The organism is Chryseobacterium sp. DT-167, from assembly GCF_058310155.1.
On sequence record NZ_JBZEEQ010000008.1, the window covers coordinates 94853 to 108660 of the forward strand.

A 13808-nucleotide genomic window follows, 5' to 3' on the forward strand; every position below is an offset into this window, starting at 1 on the left:
TTACCTATTTTAGAATGAAAAATTATGCCAATTTTTTCTGAAAAGCGAATAGGAAATTATTTATTCATTAGCAAATCAGAGATCTGAAATCTCTGATAAACTAATTGACTTGCGAAGTAAAAACTGTTTTTCACCTTTTTTAAAATTCTTATCTTTGAACAATCTAATAAAATTGAAGATGGTAGGAATTATCATGGGAAGTCAGAGCGACTTGCCGATTATGGAACTGGCTGCAAATTTTTTGAAAAGTTTAGACATTCCTTATGAACTGACGGTGGTTTCGGCTCACAGAACACCAGAGAGAATGTTTGATTACGCAAAACATGCAAAAAAAAGGGGTTTAAAAGTCATCATTGCGGGAGCAGGAGGAGCGGCACATCTTCCTGGAATGGTTGCAAGCTGTACGACTTTACCGGTAATCGGCGTTCCTATTTTATCAAGCAATTCTATTGACGGTTGGGATTCTGTTTTGTCTATCCTCCAAATGCCGGGCGGAATTCCTGTAGCAACTGTTGCCTTAAACGGAGCTTTGAATGCCGGAATTTTAGCTGCGAAAATATTAGGAACAGGAGACGAAAATGTAGCTGAAAAACTTCAGATTTATCAGGATACTTTGAAAGATAAGGTTTTGGGAACGGTAGATGATATCAAAGCCAAGCATCCGAATCTTTATGATTTATAATAATTCAGATTTAATATAAAAATGCCTCGTGATTCTGCGAGGCATTTTTGTTTTTATTTTTTAATGAATTTGAAAGTCTCAATTTTTTCTTTGGTAACAATTTGCAAAAGGTAATTTCCGGGTTCTAGATGTTGGATATTGATTAAATCTTTTGTCAAAGTATTTTTGGTGATCATTCTTCCGCTCATATCTGTTATGATGTAGCTTTTTGCATCTTTGATATTTTTCAGATAAATAAAATTTTCGGCAGGATTTGGATAAATTGATCCTGTATTTTTCAAGTGATTTTCATGAGTAGATAGTTTTCTGCATTCTCCGACAGTATCACCGGTAATTGTCCAGCCTTTATTTAAAAGGATATTTCTTTTTGGTATAACATCAACAGAATAGGTAAGCAATACAAATCCTAAATTGATATTATTTGCAGTATTGGGATTATCTGCCCAGCCAATAAGTGTATCGCTATAATTGTCACAATCTAAACCAGAGCCGAAAAGTGCAAGAGATCCTGTTGTAAGTGCAGGAAGATTCCAGGTTTGAAGACTTTGATTAAAACTCGTAGCTGTAGAAAATACGGTGTTAAAATCTGTTACGAGGCTTGTATTCCAATTGTCTAAAGGTTGGTTGAAGGCAGTACAGCCGTGAAACATATGAGAGATATTGGTTACATTCGAAATATTCCAGCTATTAAGAGGCTGATTGAAGTTTGGGTTAAAGTGGAACATCCACATCATATTGGTTACGTTTGATGTATTCCAGTTGCTCAAAGGCTGATTAAAGACCTGAGTTCCGGAAAACATATAGCTCATATCTGTAACGTTTGATGTATTCCAGCTATTTAGATTTTGATTAAATGCAAGTCTGTTTTCAAACATATTTCTGAAGTCTGTAGCATTAGAAGTGTTCCAGTTACCAATAGGAGCATTAAATGTATCGGGAATCTGAAATAGAGCCAAATGAGAAAACATATTCCTGAAATTTGCAATGTTTGAAGTATTCCAGTTTGCCATAGAAGCATTTCCCGTCAATGCATTGGCATTATAAAACATATAAGATGCGTCTGTAACTGCCGAAAGGTTTGGAGAATCTGTTGCTGTGATTTGCACATATCTGCAGTGTGAAAACGCATTATACATTGTTTGCCATTGGATATTGCCCCATTGTTCTATCTCAAGTAATTTATCTGAATTGCCATGATGAGTCCAGGTAGTACCTGCTTGTGTAGTTGTTGCAGTAGCAAATTTTATCTGGGCAAAAACTCCGTTTCCGCTGCTAACTTTTACTCTGTATGTAGCTGCAGCAGGATTTGGGTTGAGTGGTGTGCCAAAATTAATTAATGTCTGACCAATCGAAGTTACGCTGTTTAGTGTCTCGTTGTGTTGTGGATAATTTACTTCTTCCCACTGAATCTTATAATTAAGTCCTGTACCGGGAAACCAGATTTGGCTTGATGTAGAAGGGTTTTGACCGGTAACATTGGTTGTGAAGCTTGGATTGATACCTCCTGGTTTCCAAATAGTGATAAATTCGTTTTGAGCCTTTGCCATCTGAAAAGACAGCATTATCATGATAAAAAATATTAGTTTTTTCATAAGTTAATTTTAAATTATGTGTTCGAGGAAATTAATATTTTGATAAAATTGTTTGCTTTTTGATGAAATTTAAAGATTTAAGCGATTTATAGTGTAGATATTCCTAATGATAATAAATTAATTTTACGGTTTTGTTAATTTGATGAATCGCAAAGATAGTAATTTTTTAAACATGTCAATAGTTTGTGAAATAAATTTTGAGAAAATAAAAATGCTCACCAATTTGATGAGCATTGTATTTTTAATTTTCGAATAATTAATCTTCCATCATATTATCACGGGTATTTTTCTGTACTGCAATTGCACCAAAAAGTGCCAACAAAAATGCAAAAGCATAGAAACCTTTTTCACTCGGAAGAATGGTTGCATTAAACAATCCGATTGTCAGCAAAATTATAGATGATAATGTAGCAAACCAGCAAATTCCGTAGTAAATATCTGTAACTTTAATGTTTTCCATTCTGTCTCGGACAGCCTTTTGCAATGATACTACAGCAAATAACCCGTAAAGAAGAATGGTGAAATAGTATCCTTTTTCATTCAGTTGCATTTCTGCTCTTACCAATCCTACAATGTAGCCGATCATTCCTGCGCCCAAAGCAACCCATGAAGCTGCGACAAACGCATTTGATACTCCTTGTTTTTTCATTATTATGTTTCTAATGTTAATTGATCCAAATATATTATTTTTTAATTAAAGTCTATGATTTATCTTAGTTTTTATCACTAATCTTTGATGAATTTGATGACTCGCTGTAAAGACGTGCAATTTAATAGCCACGATAGAAGCGGCATCCTTTTTTGCGGTTCCGGGAGCGGAGCGGAGGGAACCGCAAAAAAGATACAGCGGATAGCGTGATTAAGCTCCTGATTGTATTTGAAATTTAGAGATTTGAGTGATGAGAAATCTTAAAATTAGATTTATTCTGTTATAAAAAAAACGTCCCAGAAAAATTCTGAAACGTTCTATATTGCTAGTAAGCAATTACTCATTGCTTATAATTTTATTACTAATGATTAGTATCTGTAATATTCAGGTTTGAATGGTCCTTTCACATCAACACCGATATATTCAGCTTGTTCTGGAGAAAGAACTTCTAGCTCCACGCTTAGTTTCTTAAGGTGTAAAGCAGCTACTTTTTCATCCAAATGCTTAGGAAGCATATAAACTTCATTTCCGTAAGCTTCAGAGTTAGTCCAAAGTTCGATCTGAGCCAAAGTCTGGTTAGAGAAAGAGTTTGACATTACAAAACTTGGGTGACCCGTTGCGCAACCAAGGTTTACCAATCTACCTTCAGCAAGAATGATCACTTCTTTACCTTCTTCAAGAGTATAGATGTCAACTTGTGGCTTCACTTCAGATTTGGTGTGACCGTAGTTTTCGTTTAACCAAGCCATATCGATTTCGTTGTCGAAGTGACCGATGTTACAAACGATTGCTTTATCTTTTAATTTTAAGAAATGTTCTTTTCTTACGATGTTGAAGTTACCAGTAGTAGTAATTACAATATCTGCGTTATCTACAACAGTATCTAATCTTTTTACTTCAAAACCGTCCATTGCAGCTTGAAGCGCACAGATTGGATCAATTTCAGTAACCGTAACGATAGAACCTGCTCCTCTGAAAGATGCAGCAGTACCTTTACCAACGTCTCCGTATCCGCAAACGACAACTCTTTTACCAGCCAACATAATGTCTGTAGCTCTTCTTACAGCATCTACTGCAGATTCTTTACATCCGTATTTGTTATCAAACTTAGATTTGGTAACAGAATCATTTACGTTGATTGCAGGCATTACCAAAGTTCCGTTTTTCATTCTCTCGTACAATCTGTGAACTCCGGTTGTAGTTTCTTCAGAAAGTCCTTTGATATCTTTTGTGAATTCTGGATATCTGTCGAACACCATGTTTGTCAAATCTCCACCGTCATCAAGGATCATATTCAATGGTTTTCTGTCTTCACCGAAGAATAAAGTCTGCTCAATACACCAGTCAAATTCTTCTTCATTAAGACCTTTCCATGCATATACAGGGATTCCTGCAGCAGCAATTGCCGCAGCAGCGTGATCTTGTGTAGAGAAAATATTACAAGAAGACCAAGTAACTTCAGCTCCTAAAGCTACCAAAGTCTCGATAAGTACAGCTGTTTGGATCGTCATGTGAAGACAACCAGCGATTCTGGCGCCTTTAAGCGGCTGAGACGGTCCGAATTCTTCACGGATTGCCATCAAACCGGGCATTTCTGCCTCTGCAAGAGTAATTTCTTTTCTTCCCCATTCTGCAAGAGAAATATCCTTAACTTTATAAGGAACGTATTGTGTTGTAGTACTCATATGTATGAATAAGTTTAAATTCAAATAATTATGCAAAATTACAACATATAATTAAGATAAAAAAACAATGTCTATGATAACCATCATGAAATAGAATATGCGGAAAATTTATTTTTATTTATTCTAAATTATGTATTTTTGCAGAAATAAATCTATTTATGAATCATACTCACACGCAGGAAGAAGCGCAAAGACAAGCAAAACCTGTTGCCCCAAAAGTAAAAGAACTGATTGCAAGAACTCAAAGTATTATTCTTGCAACGGTAGACGCAGAAGGAACTCCCAACTCCAGTTATGCACCGTTTGTAGAAATTGATAACAAATTTTATATTTTGGTTTCTTTCATGGCAAAACATACAAAGAATCTTTCTGAAGGCAGAAAAACTTCTATGATGTTTATCGAAGACGAATCTGCTACAAAACAGATCTATGCTCGTGAAAGATTAACGATCGAAGCAACAACTACTCAGATCGAAAGAGATTCTGAAATCTGGAATCAGGTTGTAGGTCTGTTGAAAGAGACTCATGGTAAAGTGGTAGATGTGATTTCTGAAATGAAAGATTTTATACTGATTGCGTTAAATCCTGTGAAAGGTGCTTATGTAAACGGATTCGGAAGTGCTTATTTTGTAGATGAGAATCTCGAAATTATGCAACATAGAAACGATCAGAATCATCAGGCTAAATAATGAATTGAATAGGAAGTGGAATGATGCAAGCGGGAAGTTTTTAAGCTTTTTACTTTATTATTTTAAGTTTTCATGACGATATTAAAAAAAGTTTACTTAAGTTTATTAATATTCTTTTGTGAACTTTTTTATTTTCAAAATTTTTGTATTTTATTTGTCATGCTGAAAGCATCTCAATAGCTTTTTTAAACTACTACGCTTAGATGCTGTCAGGATGACAAACATTCTGGTAAACTTCCTGCTTCCAGCCATTTTTTTTCATTAATTTTACCCAATAATTTATCCAATGCCTCTTTACCGAGATTTTTCTGATGACAAAGCCACGATTCTTGTATGGAAATATGAGGAAGATGAAGAGTTGAATCCTGATGAACTTCTGGAGCCGGAAAATGCCGAAAAAGTAAAAGACTATCATCCGAAAAAGCTGTTGGAGGTTTTAATGGTGAGAAAACTTTTGAAAAGTTTAAAACCAAATTCCAAAATTCTATACAAAGAAAGAGAACCTTTTCTTTCACCAAAAGATGCTGAGATCTCGATCACACATTCTTTTCCGTTCGCTGCAATTGCCATTTCTAAAAGTAAAATAGGAATTGATATTGAGAAATTTAACCCTAAAATTTTAAGGGTAATAGATAAGTTTACTTACGAAAACGAGAGAGGTTTTATACCTTTTGATAATGAGGTCACTTTTTATACGATCATCTGGAGCGTAAAAGAAAGTATGTACAAAATTCACCACTCCAAACATTGGTCACTGAAAAAGCATTACGAAGTAAAGCCTTTTGAACTTAAATATCTTTTTGATATCAGTTGCAGAGTGCATGACGATCAGATTTCAGATGAGTTTAAAGCGAGAGTAAAGTTTTTTGACGATTATTGCTTTACGATTGTGGAAGAGTAGTGGTTTCTGCTCTGTACGTCTGAATTACTTTCCGCTGTTCTTTTGCGACGTCATAGATCAATTCCAAAACATCGTGGATGTTTTTAAGTTCCGTTAAATGTGAAATTTTATTCGGGTCTCTGCGGTCAAAGAGTTCATTTTCTAAAAGTTCAGATTTTCTTTGAAGCAGTAAATTTTCAATTGATGAATCTTCCGGCTCAAGACGGCTTTCCATTTTTAATGTTTCCGTAATTTTTTCTCCGTTCAGCAATACGCAAACCTGATTCATTTCGGCTTCTATTTTTTTTGTCCAGCTTTCAGAATCTATTTCCGGATATTTTTTATTGTTTTTAGAATATTGTGAAAGGGAAGCAGTATAAGCTGTAATCAAATGCGATGTTGCAACAAACTGATGCACGACTTCCAGTTTTTTCTGCTGATTTTTGGGATCGGAAATCATTCTCTGAAAATTATCCGAAAGATTAGCCAATGAAATGATGGCATTTTTTCTTTTAACTTTATAATCTTCAATATCAAAATCTTCATTCAGAAATTTAGCCATCACGCTGTGGAAATAGGTGAGATTAGATTCTGCAGATTTTTTCATCAATTCTAAATTCTGTGTATGTTCCCAAACCGGAAGCACCATATAAGAAACCAGAAAAGCAATAATTCCCGCTATAATCGTATCTACAATTCTGTCTTTAAAAATGACATTAATATTCCCAGGATTTAAGAAATTAAAACTCATAAAAACATACATCGTCATAAAGAGAACTGCCCAAAAATATCTTCCCTTCAACAAACTGAAGCATAAAATCATACTCAGTAAAAGAATTGCAAAAAGGATAGCGTTGATATTGACAAAATATAAAATAGCATAAGCGATAACTGCGCCTGCAACTGTACCGTAAAAACGAAGAAGATTTCTCTGTTTGGTAATGGAGTAGGCGGGTTTTAAAATAGCAACAATGGTGATTAAGATCCAATATGTATGACCAATTACCAAAAATGGTAAAAGAGAAACCAAGTATCCCAAAAATAAAGCCACCGTAATTCTTATTGCATGACGAAAATGTGATGAGGTAAGCGATATATTACTTTTTAAAACTTTAAAATTGATTTTCTCCTCATTCGGCATAAATTTTTTCAGATCAAGACCTGTTGAAAGGCTTTTTGCCAGTTTTACATTTTGGGCAAATACTTTGTAAATTTCATTGATCTCTTTTGTAATCTCGTTAATACGCATCATGATCTGTCTCAAAATCATGAAATTTTCGAGATTGTCGGGAGTCATTTGCTTATTTCTAAGCTCAAAATAATGAACGTTGAGATCCTGCGAACGAGCCTCAAGATTAAAAATAGGTTTTGCACGAGTGCTGCTTTGAAGTGAAATTCCGATATTGGCAATCTCCTCGGAAAGTATATTTAAATAATCATGGATGTTAACTAAAATAGTAGAATCTTCAAAACTCTGCTGCAGTTTTTTGTAATCACTTTCCGAAGTCATCAATTTTTCATGCAGATCCATTGAATTCAAAAATGTCAACATCAGAAGTCTGCTTATGGTAGTAGATTCGTTGACAATTGTTCGGGTTTTAAAAACCGTCTCACGGGTTTCTTCCTGAAGGTTTTTAATTTCGATCTGTTTTGCAATTACCTGCGTGTTTAATTTGTCAAAATCTGGATTTTTCTGATAGAAATTTGCTTTAATCCTCAAAAATTCTGCAAGCTGAAGATAATTTTCACCAATCATCTGACTTGCCAGTTTGTAAGGCTGAATGGTTGTTACAATTAAGAAAATCAATAAAAACCAGATACAACCGGCAGCGAAAATCAGTAAACTTTTTAAAATATTGGTTCCCGTTAAATGTCCGTCTATAAAAATTGCGAGAACAACCAACGCCAAAGATCCGACTGCGGCAAGTCTCTGACCATACACGCCAATCAGCGAAAAAAACATTCCGAAAATGATAATTTCTGTGATAACCAATGGGATTATTCCTTTGACTAAACTTGCAATCGATGAGACGATCACAAAACAGAAAATAGCAAAAGTAAGTGAGTTTCTTCTTCGGATAAAGGGGCCGGGTTGATCTGTCAATGCAACGAAACTGGTCCCAAGAGGAAATAAGAAATATTCTTTTAGTAAGCCAAAATAGGAGAGTATCAAACACGGAATAACCGTAGCCAATGTAATTCTTATCGAAGAATATACATATTGACTGGTTACGATCTTTTTTAGCTCCGCAGAATAGTTCATACTACAAAAATAATTATTGAAAAACAAAAAGCCCCATAATTGCTAGACTTTTGTGAACATATTTTGTTAATATCTGATTTTTAAGATGGGTCATGAATTTTTCTTCGGAACTGAATTGTGAATTTAGATTAACAAAAAAAGCTCCATGTATTGGAGCTTTTATATTTTATGTTTGATATTCTTAGTTATCTACATTAGAAGTTTCTTCACCGATGTTCCAGGTAAGACCGAAACGTAGTGTATTGTCCAAAGCAGTATTGATTTTAGACATATTGATCAAATAAGAGATGTCTAATCCGAAAGAACGGTATTTTAAACCAATACCTGCAGTTGCAAATTGTCTTGCTCCCTGTACATCACTTTCGTGGAAATAACCTCCTCTTACAGCAAATGCATTGTCGTAAGAATATTCTAAAGCACCACTGTACATGATTGATTCAGGGTTTTTAAAAGATTTTCCGATTCCGGACATTACTCCTACGTTTGGTACAGCATAAATTGGCTGTCTTGTGTTCGGATCGTTTCCTACGAATTCTGATCCCGGTACTAGGATTTTTGAACCTTCAACGCTCAAACCAACTCTGTTTACATCATCCAGATACATATCATAACCAATACCCAATCTTGCCATGGTAGGAAGATAAGATCTTGATTCTTCATCTCCTGTATAATCTAATTTCGGACCTATGTTAGTCATAGCAAAACCAGCATTAACTTTACCATCATATCCTCCAAAACTAGAGAACTTAGGTGAAGTATAGTATGCTGAAATATCTACTGCAAAGCTATTTGCAGGTTTAAGTGTCGTATCTGTGTTGAATCCACCGGCCAAATCTGAACGAATAAATCTACCAGTTACAGCTCCGGAGAAAGAATCAGAAAGTTTCAGACCGTACGCAATATCTACTGAGAATTCGTTTGGCTTAGAAGTACCGTTAGAAGTTACCTCATTTCCTACAAGAGAAGTAAGATCAACCTCACCCATATTAAAGTAATAAATACTTGCAGAAATGGTAGATCTTTCCTCTGAACCTATAAATTTATGGAAAGCTCCATAGAGTAAAAATACATCATTCGTAAGTTTTCCCATGTATGGTGTGTAGTTGATACCTACAGAAGAACTTGTTCTGCTAAAAGGATATTTTGCTGCATTCCAAAATTGAGAAAAAGCATCTGGGGAAGTAACGACCCCTTGATCCCCCATACCACCCGATCTTGCATCTGGTGCAATTCTCAGGAATGGAGCTCCGGTTAATACAGGTCTTACCTGACTCAAATCCTGTGCATAGCCTAAAAACCCAGCACTTAAACCAATCCCCAAAAGCAGTTTAGTAGTTAAATTCATATGTTGTCTTTTATATATTATCAGTTTTTTATTGATATTCTTAATTTCTTATTATTTTACTTCAAAAGTACCATTTTTTCTACAGCTGTAGCACTCCCTTTGCATTTTTCTTGATTTTGACTTTTTGCAAATATCTTAAAAATATACGTACCTTTTGCAACTGTGTCACCAAAATCGTCTTTTCCGTCCCATTCTATTGCCTGACGAGGCGTTCTAAAGCCCTGTAGAAAGGGTTCTGCAACCACCGGCTGACTCAAAGTTTTTACTAATTTCCCTGTAATGGTGTATATCTGCACATTTACATCTAAAATATCATCACAATTGTGTTCAAAATGAATATACGTTTTGTTTGTAAAAGGATTTGGCCAGTTCAGTGGTCTGTTGATTATTAAATGCTGATCTGCTTCATCTTTAACTTCAAAGTTTAACGTTTCAGTTGTCGAATTATTGTTTATATCCCAAACTTTAAATGTCAACTGATGTTGTCCTATTGCCAAATTTCTGAAAGGATAGCTTACATTTCCTTTTTGATAGTCTGCCAAACTTGGATTAAGACACCCATTTCCTTCACCTGAAGCGTAGAAATCATTTAAAACTACGGTGTTAATAATTTGTCCGTCCAAATATACAGTAATATCATGACCAATACCAGACCCTGTAGAATTTATTCCGGTATCATCTGTTACACAGGCAAGAAGCACGGGATGTTGATCGGTAATTCCACCATTGGCAAAATTGGTATTGTTCATATATAATTTTACTTTTGGAGGCTCATTATCGTTGATTCCGTTAGGATTGAGATCACCTACCTGAACTGCCTGATTGTTGAATACATCAATAGCTTTATTGTCTGCATATCCTAGTAATCTTCCTTCACCTACAGCATAATTGATGTCTTTAGGTACATAGAACTCTATTGTGAAAATTCCATTTACAGCAGTTCCTGAAGCTTTTACAATGGCACTTCCTTCTTCTGTGTAATTTAATGTAGGACTTAAAGCTCCGTCATTATTTAAAGTTGACTTATTAAGCCTTTTATCAAAGATATTGATGACAACTCTTCCGTTAAAAGTAGTATTGGTAGTTCCGCTAGCATTATTGATATGACCGGTGATTTTTACAAAATCTAATCCTCTGATCAATCCTGGAACGGGTGTCTCAATTGCGTCAATCATCAATAATCTTTTTGGTCTGCTCAGTTTCATGGCAGGATCTCCAAGGAAATTTACTTTTAAATGATTAGAATCTGCACCCCTTGCTTTTTTAGCATTTAAATGAGAATCGCCCAATGATACAAAATCATCATTGACCATTTTAAAAATATCTTTAGTATAATCATCCGTAAAAAGAACTCCATACCCAACACCTACTGCACGGCTTGAAGTAATCATTGCGGCTGCACCTCCCTGTTTCAGTTTCATCAGCTGTTCTCCGGCAGAAGATGTTCCCGGCTCATCCCAAAGCGTAAATTCGCAGGTGATGGTTGATACAAATGGAAATCTGCTGTATACCGGAGAAAAATTGTTGGCATTTTGAATTTCATCTAAAGTGAAAACCCTTTCCTGTGCCCAACCGTTGATTCCTCCATGTCCGAAATAGAAGAGATACAAACTGTTGCCCATATCATTTGAAATCGCCTGGTTTATCTGAGGGTATCTTTGTCCACCCGCTGTACTTTGTGCCTGAAATGCATCAAGGTATAATTTTCTTATATTGTATTCCTTAAGAGATGTTCCGGATTCAAATATACTGGATAAAGTATTGTTCATTGTTGTATGAAAAGGTGTTCCTCCCGGAAAATCATCATTGTCATCATCATCATCTACAACAAAATCAAGTTTCATCCTCCATTCTCCAAAAGGTGTTGACTGTCCCGATAATGAATTGTAATAAGCCAATGTCTTATCTATCATATTGGCAGCCTCTGTAGGGTTTGCCGCAGGAATTCTTCCTACAGGAAGATCGGGTAAATTGTTGGTAATGAAAGATGTTGTCTGAGGTTTTGTCATGACAATATAATCATCAGTAACAAAAGACGAGATAAAATCACTTGAGCTTTCACTCTGATAACTTGATACTACGTTAGAATTATTTGGAATTCTGTTTTTGTAATCATAAGAAGTATCACCTAATATGAAAACATATTTCAAACTTCCAAGCGGAGTATTCAGTTTTGTCACAAAATCTCGGATTGCAGTAAGATCTCTGCTTCCGCTGCCAAATTCGTTATAGATTTTTGAAGGATCTACAATCTGAACATTAAAGTTGTTTTTTGTCTGGTGGTAATTTGCCAATCTCTGAGCTTGCGACATCATTTCTGGTGGTGCGATGATCAGATAATCTACATTTTGTAATGCAGAAAGATTTTGGTTGCTGATTTTCTCAACAAATTGTGGAGTATATGCTGCATCTGCTCTGAATGCTACAAATTCATTATTAAAATTAGGATCTGAAGTTGCATAGGCGAAATTAAAAGAACCGCTTCCGGCAGCTTTATTTACTCTTCTGTTGGCGTTGGTAATGTCAGTAACGTCCCAAACCTGCTCCATTCCGGCTGTGTTTGAAATACTGAAGCCATAGTTGGTATTTGTTCCGCTTTGGAGCGAGAAATCTCTGAAATTCATTTGACTTCCGTTGAATTTAAGATCTTCTTTGTACTGAATTTCGATAAAATCCAAATAGAACAAACCATTAGGATTTGTTGCAATATTGGGTTTATAATTGATAGAAATTTGATTTCCGCTTAAATTACTCACTGTTCCGGTAAATATAAAAGGTCTGAAATCCAAATCACCCGATCCGGATGATTGTGTAGAAGGGTTTTGGTTATTAATATCAAACCCAATGTTATTGCCTTGAGATCTATAGCCAATCACCTGTGTGGTATATTTAATATTATCTCCTCCCTGAATTGGAGAATTTAAATTAAAGGTCACAGTCTTATCAGTAGTAAACGAAGTTTCCTCTACCCATGTTCTTCCTACTTTTAGCAGGTTTTTTTGATCGTTATTGACAACCTGATAATTATCAAATCTCGTAATTGGTGCTGTTGCAGGTAAGTTTAAGTCAACATTCTGAACTCTTTTTCCTGTACCTTTGTCATAATTGATGTAGTAATAAGAAAAATCTTCATAAATATTTTTTACGTTTTCACTCCTCTCAAATCGGGTATCTGTACGCTTAAAGCCATTTCCGTTGCTCGGATTATAGAGATTATAGCCATTCGGTCCCTGCGCATAAAACAATGCGTAATCAGCATCATTCCATACGCCATCATCTTCACCTACAACCTGAATAGAGTTCTCCTGCAATGCGCTGTATTTGACATCCTGATTATGCTCAGGAAGCATAATTCCTCCGTTTCCGTAAATTCTGAAGTTTTTAGGATTTACATTAGAAGGGTTGATTCCGATATCTCTTAGAAACTGCGCAGTGATTTTGAAAATTCCGGATTTGTCGACTTTAATTTTATAGAAACCGCCGCTCGATAAAGGGTTTGCTGTTGATCCTACTTTCTGTGCGCTGAAATTCACAGGCAAATTAGAAGGGCTGAGTTCGAAAGAAGAAAGTCTTAGGATTCTTCCTTTTACATTTTTAAATAATCCTACAGTTGTGTTGGCAATTCTTTCGCCTTCAATAAAATAATAATTGATCTCTGCGATGTCATAATCTGGCAGAAGATCTTTATTAATGTCAAATAAATCTTTAGCTGAGATCGGTTCCCATACAAGATTGGAAACTCTTATCTGTCCTTCTCCCGTTTTTTGTTTGTTCTGGATGAAGATATTATTCTGGCTGTAAGAAAAACCCTCATTTTTGAAGTTGGGTAGATTTCTTTTTACATCGCCAAAGTCTTCGATTTTTGCACCATTCCATTCTATGGTGATTCTTTGAGCCCAAACCGTTGATACAAAAGCAAATAGGAATAAAAGAGTTATTTTTAGTCTCATGTTTATTTTTGAAATTTCTAAATTACAAAATAAATGAAAATTTTATAATAAGTAGCGATACAATAAAATTAAT

The 13808-nt window shown here is 35.2% G+C and carries 9 protein-coding genes; 3 read left to right on the forward strand and 6 right to left on the reverse strand.

The window, feature by feature from the left end:
* Window positions 1-178 precede the first annotated feature (178 nt).
* Window positions 179-682 carry a 5-(carboxyamino)imidazole ribonucleotide mutase gene (gene purE / locus AC4FQ5_RS11980; protein ID WP_263000914.1) on the forward strand — a complete coding sequence of 168 codons (504 nt, stop codon included), beginning with the start codon at window positions 179-181 and terminating at the stop codon, window positions 680-682.
* A gap of 53 nt (window positions 683-735) precedes the next feature.
* On the opposite strand, the gene AC4FQ5_RS11985 is transcribed toward purE, so the two are convergent.
* The 3 genes from AC4FQ5_RS11985 to ahcY form a co-directional block, all read right to left on the reverse strand.
* Entirely contained in the window at window positions 736-2274 is a 1539-nt protein-coding gene (locus tag AC4FQ5_RS11985; RefSeq protein WP_491143585.1) for a BspA family leucine-rich repeat surface protein, read from the reverse strand.
* A gap of 256 nt (window positions 2275-2530) precedes the next feature.
* Window positions 2531-2923, reverse strand: coding sequence for an inner membrane protein YiaA (gene yiaA, locus AC4FQ5_RS11990; protein WP_491143587.1), 393 nt, complete (start codon window positions 2921-2923; stop codon window positions 2531-2533).
* A 368-nt stretch (window positions 2924-3291) separates the two neighbouring features.
* On the reverse strand, window positions 3292-4608 hold the full coding sequence (ahcY, locus tag AC4FQ5_RS11995; protein WP_491143589.1) for an adenosylhomocysteinase: 1317 nt from the start codon (window positions 4606-4608) through the stop codon (window positions 3292-3294).
* Between the two features lie 158 nt (window positions 4609-4766).
* On the opposite strand from ahcY, the gene AC4FQ5_RS12000 reads away from it, so the two are divergent.
* Window positions 4767-5297: a HugZ family pyridoxamine 5'-phosphate oxidase gene (locus AC4FQ5_RS12000; RefSeq protein WP_491143591.1), complete on the forward strand. Its 531-nt coding sequence runs from the start codon at window positions 4767-4769 to the stop codon at window positions 5295-5297.
* Window positions 5298-5583: 286 nt separating this feature from the next.
* Complete coding sequence (locus tag AC4FQ5_RS12005; RefSeq protein ID WP_491143593.1) at window positions 5584-6198, forward strand: 4'-phosphopantetheinyl transferase family protein; 615 nt, start codon at window positions 5584-5586, stop codon at window positions 6196-6198.
* Here AC4FQ5_RS12005 and AC4FQ5_RS12010 read toward each other — a convergent pair.
* From AC4FQ5_RS12010 to porU, 3 genes are all read right to left on the reverse strand, one after another.
* The gene (locus tag AC4FQ5_RS12010; protein ID WP_491143595.1) at window positions 6179-8440 is read right to left on the reverse strand and encodes an FUSC family protein; all 2262 of its coding nucleotides are present in this window, start codon (window positions 8438-8440) and stop codon (window positions 6179-6181) included. The two genes, AC4FQ5_RS12005 and AC4FQ5_RS12010, sit on opposite strands and share 20 nt — an antisense overlap.
* A gap of 181 nt (window positions 8441-8621) precedes the next feature.
* Window positions 8622-9785: a type IX secretion system outer membrane channel protein PorV gene (porV, locus tag AC4FQ5_RS12015; RefSeq protein WP_491143596.1), complete on the reverse strand. Its 1164-nt coding sequence runs from the start codon at window positions 9783-9785 to the stop codon at window positions 8622-8624.
* Between the two features lie 56 nt (window positions 9786-9841).
* The gene (gene porU / locus AC4FQ5_RS12020; protein ID WP_491143598.1) at window positions 9842-13735 is read right to left on the reverse strand and encodes a type IX secretion system sortase PorU; all 3894 of its coding nucleotides are present in this window, start codon (window positions 13733-13735) and stop codon (window positions 9842-9844) included.
* Window positions 13736-13808 lie beyond the last annotated feature (73 nt).

Bases quoted from the DNA above. Each gene is read 5' to 3' on its own strand.
- purE (WP_263000914.1), top strand. From the start codon at position 179: ATGGTAGGAATTATCATGGGAAGTCAGAGCGACTTGCCGATTATGGAA.
- AC4FQ5_RS11985 (WP_491143585.1), bottom strand. From the start codon at position 2,274: ATGAAAAAACTAATATTTTTTATCATGATAATGCTGTCTTTTCAGATG.
- yiaA (WP_491143587.1), bottom strand. From the start codon at position 2,923: ATGAAAAAACAAGGAGTATCAAATGCGTTTGTCGCAGCTTCATGGGTT.
- ahcY (WP_491143589.1), bottom strand. From the start codon at position 4,608: ATGAGTACTACAACACAATACGTTCCTTATAAAGTTAAGGATATTTCT.
- AC4FQ5_RS12000 (WP_491143591.1), top strand. From the start codon at position 4,767: ATGAATCATACTCACACGCAGGAAGAAGCGCAAAGACAAGCAAAACCT.
- AC4FQ5_RS12005 (WP_491143593.1), top strand. From the start codon at position 5,584: ATGCCTCTTTACCGAGATTTTTCTGATGACAAAGCCACGATTCTTGTA.
- AC4FQ5_RS12010 (WP_491143595.1), bottom strand. From the start codon at position 8,440: ATGAACTATTCTGCGGAGCTAAAAAAGATCGTAACCAGTCAATATGTA.
- porV (WP_491143596.1), bottom strand. From the start codon at position 9,785: ATGAATTTAACTACTAAACTGCTTTTGGGGATTGGTTTAAGTGCTGGG.
- porU (WP_491143598.1), bottom strand. From the start codon at position 13,735: ATGAGACTAAAAATAACTCTTTTATTCCTATTTGCTTTTGTATCAACG.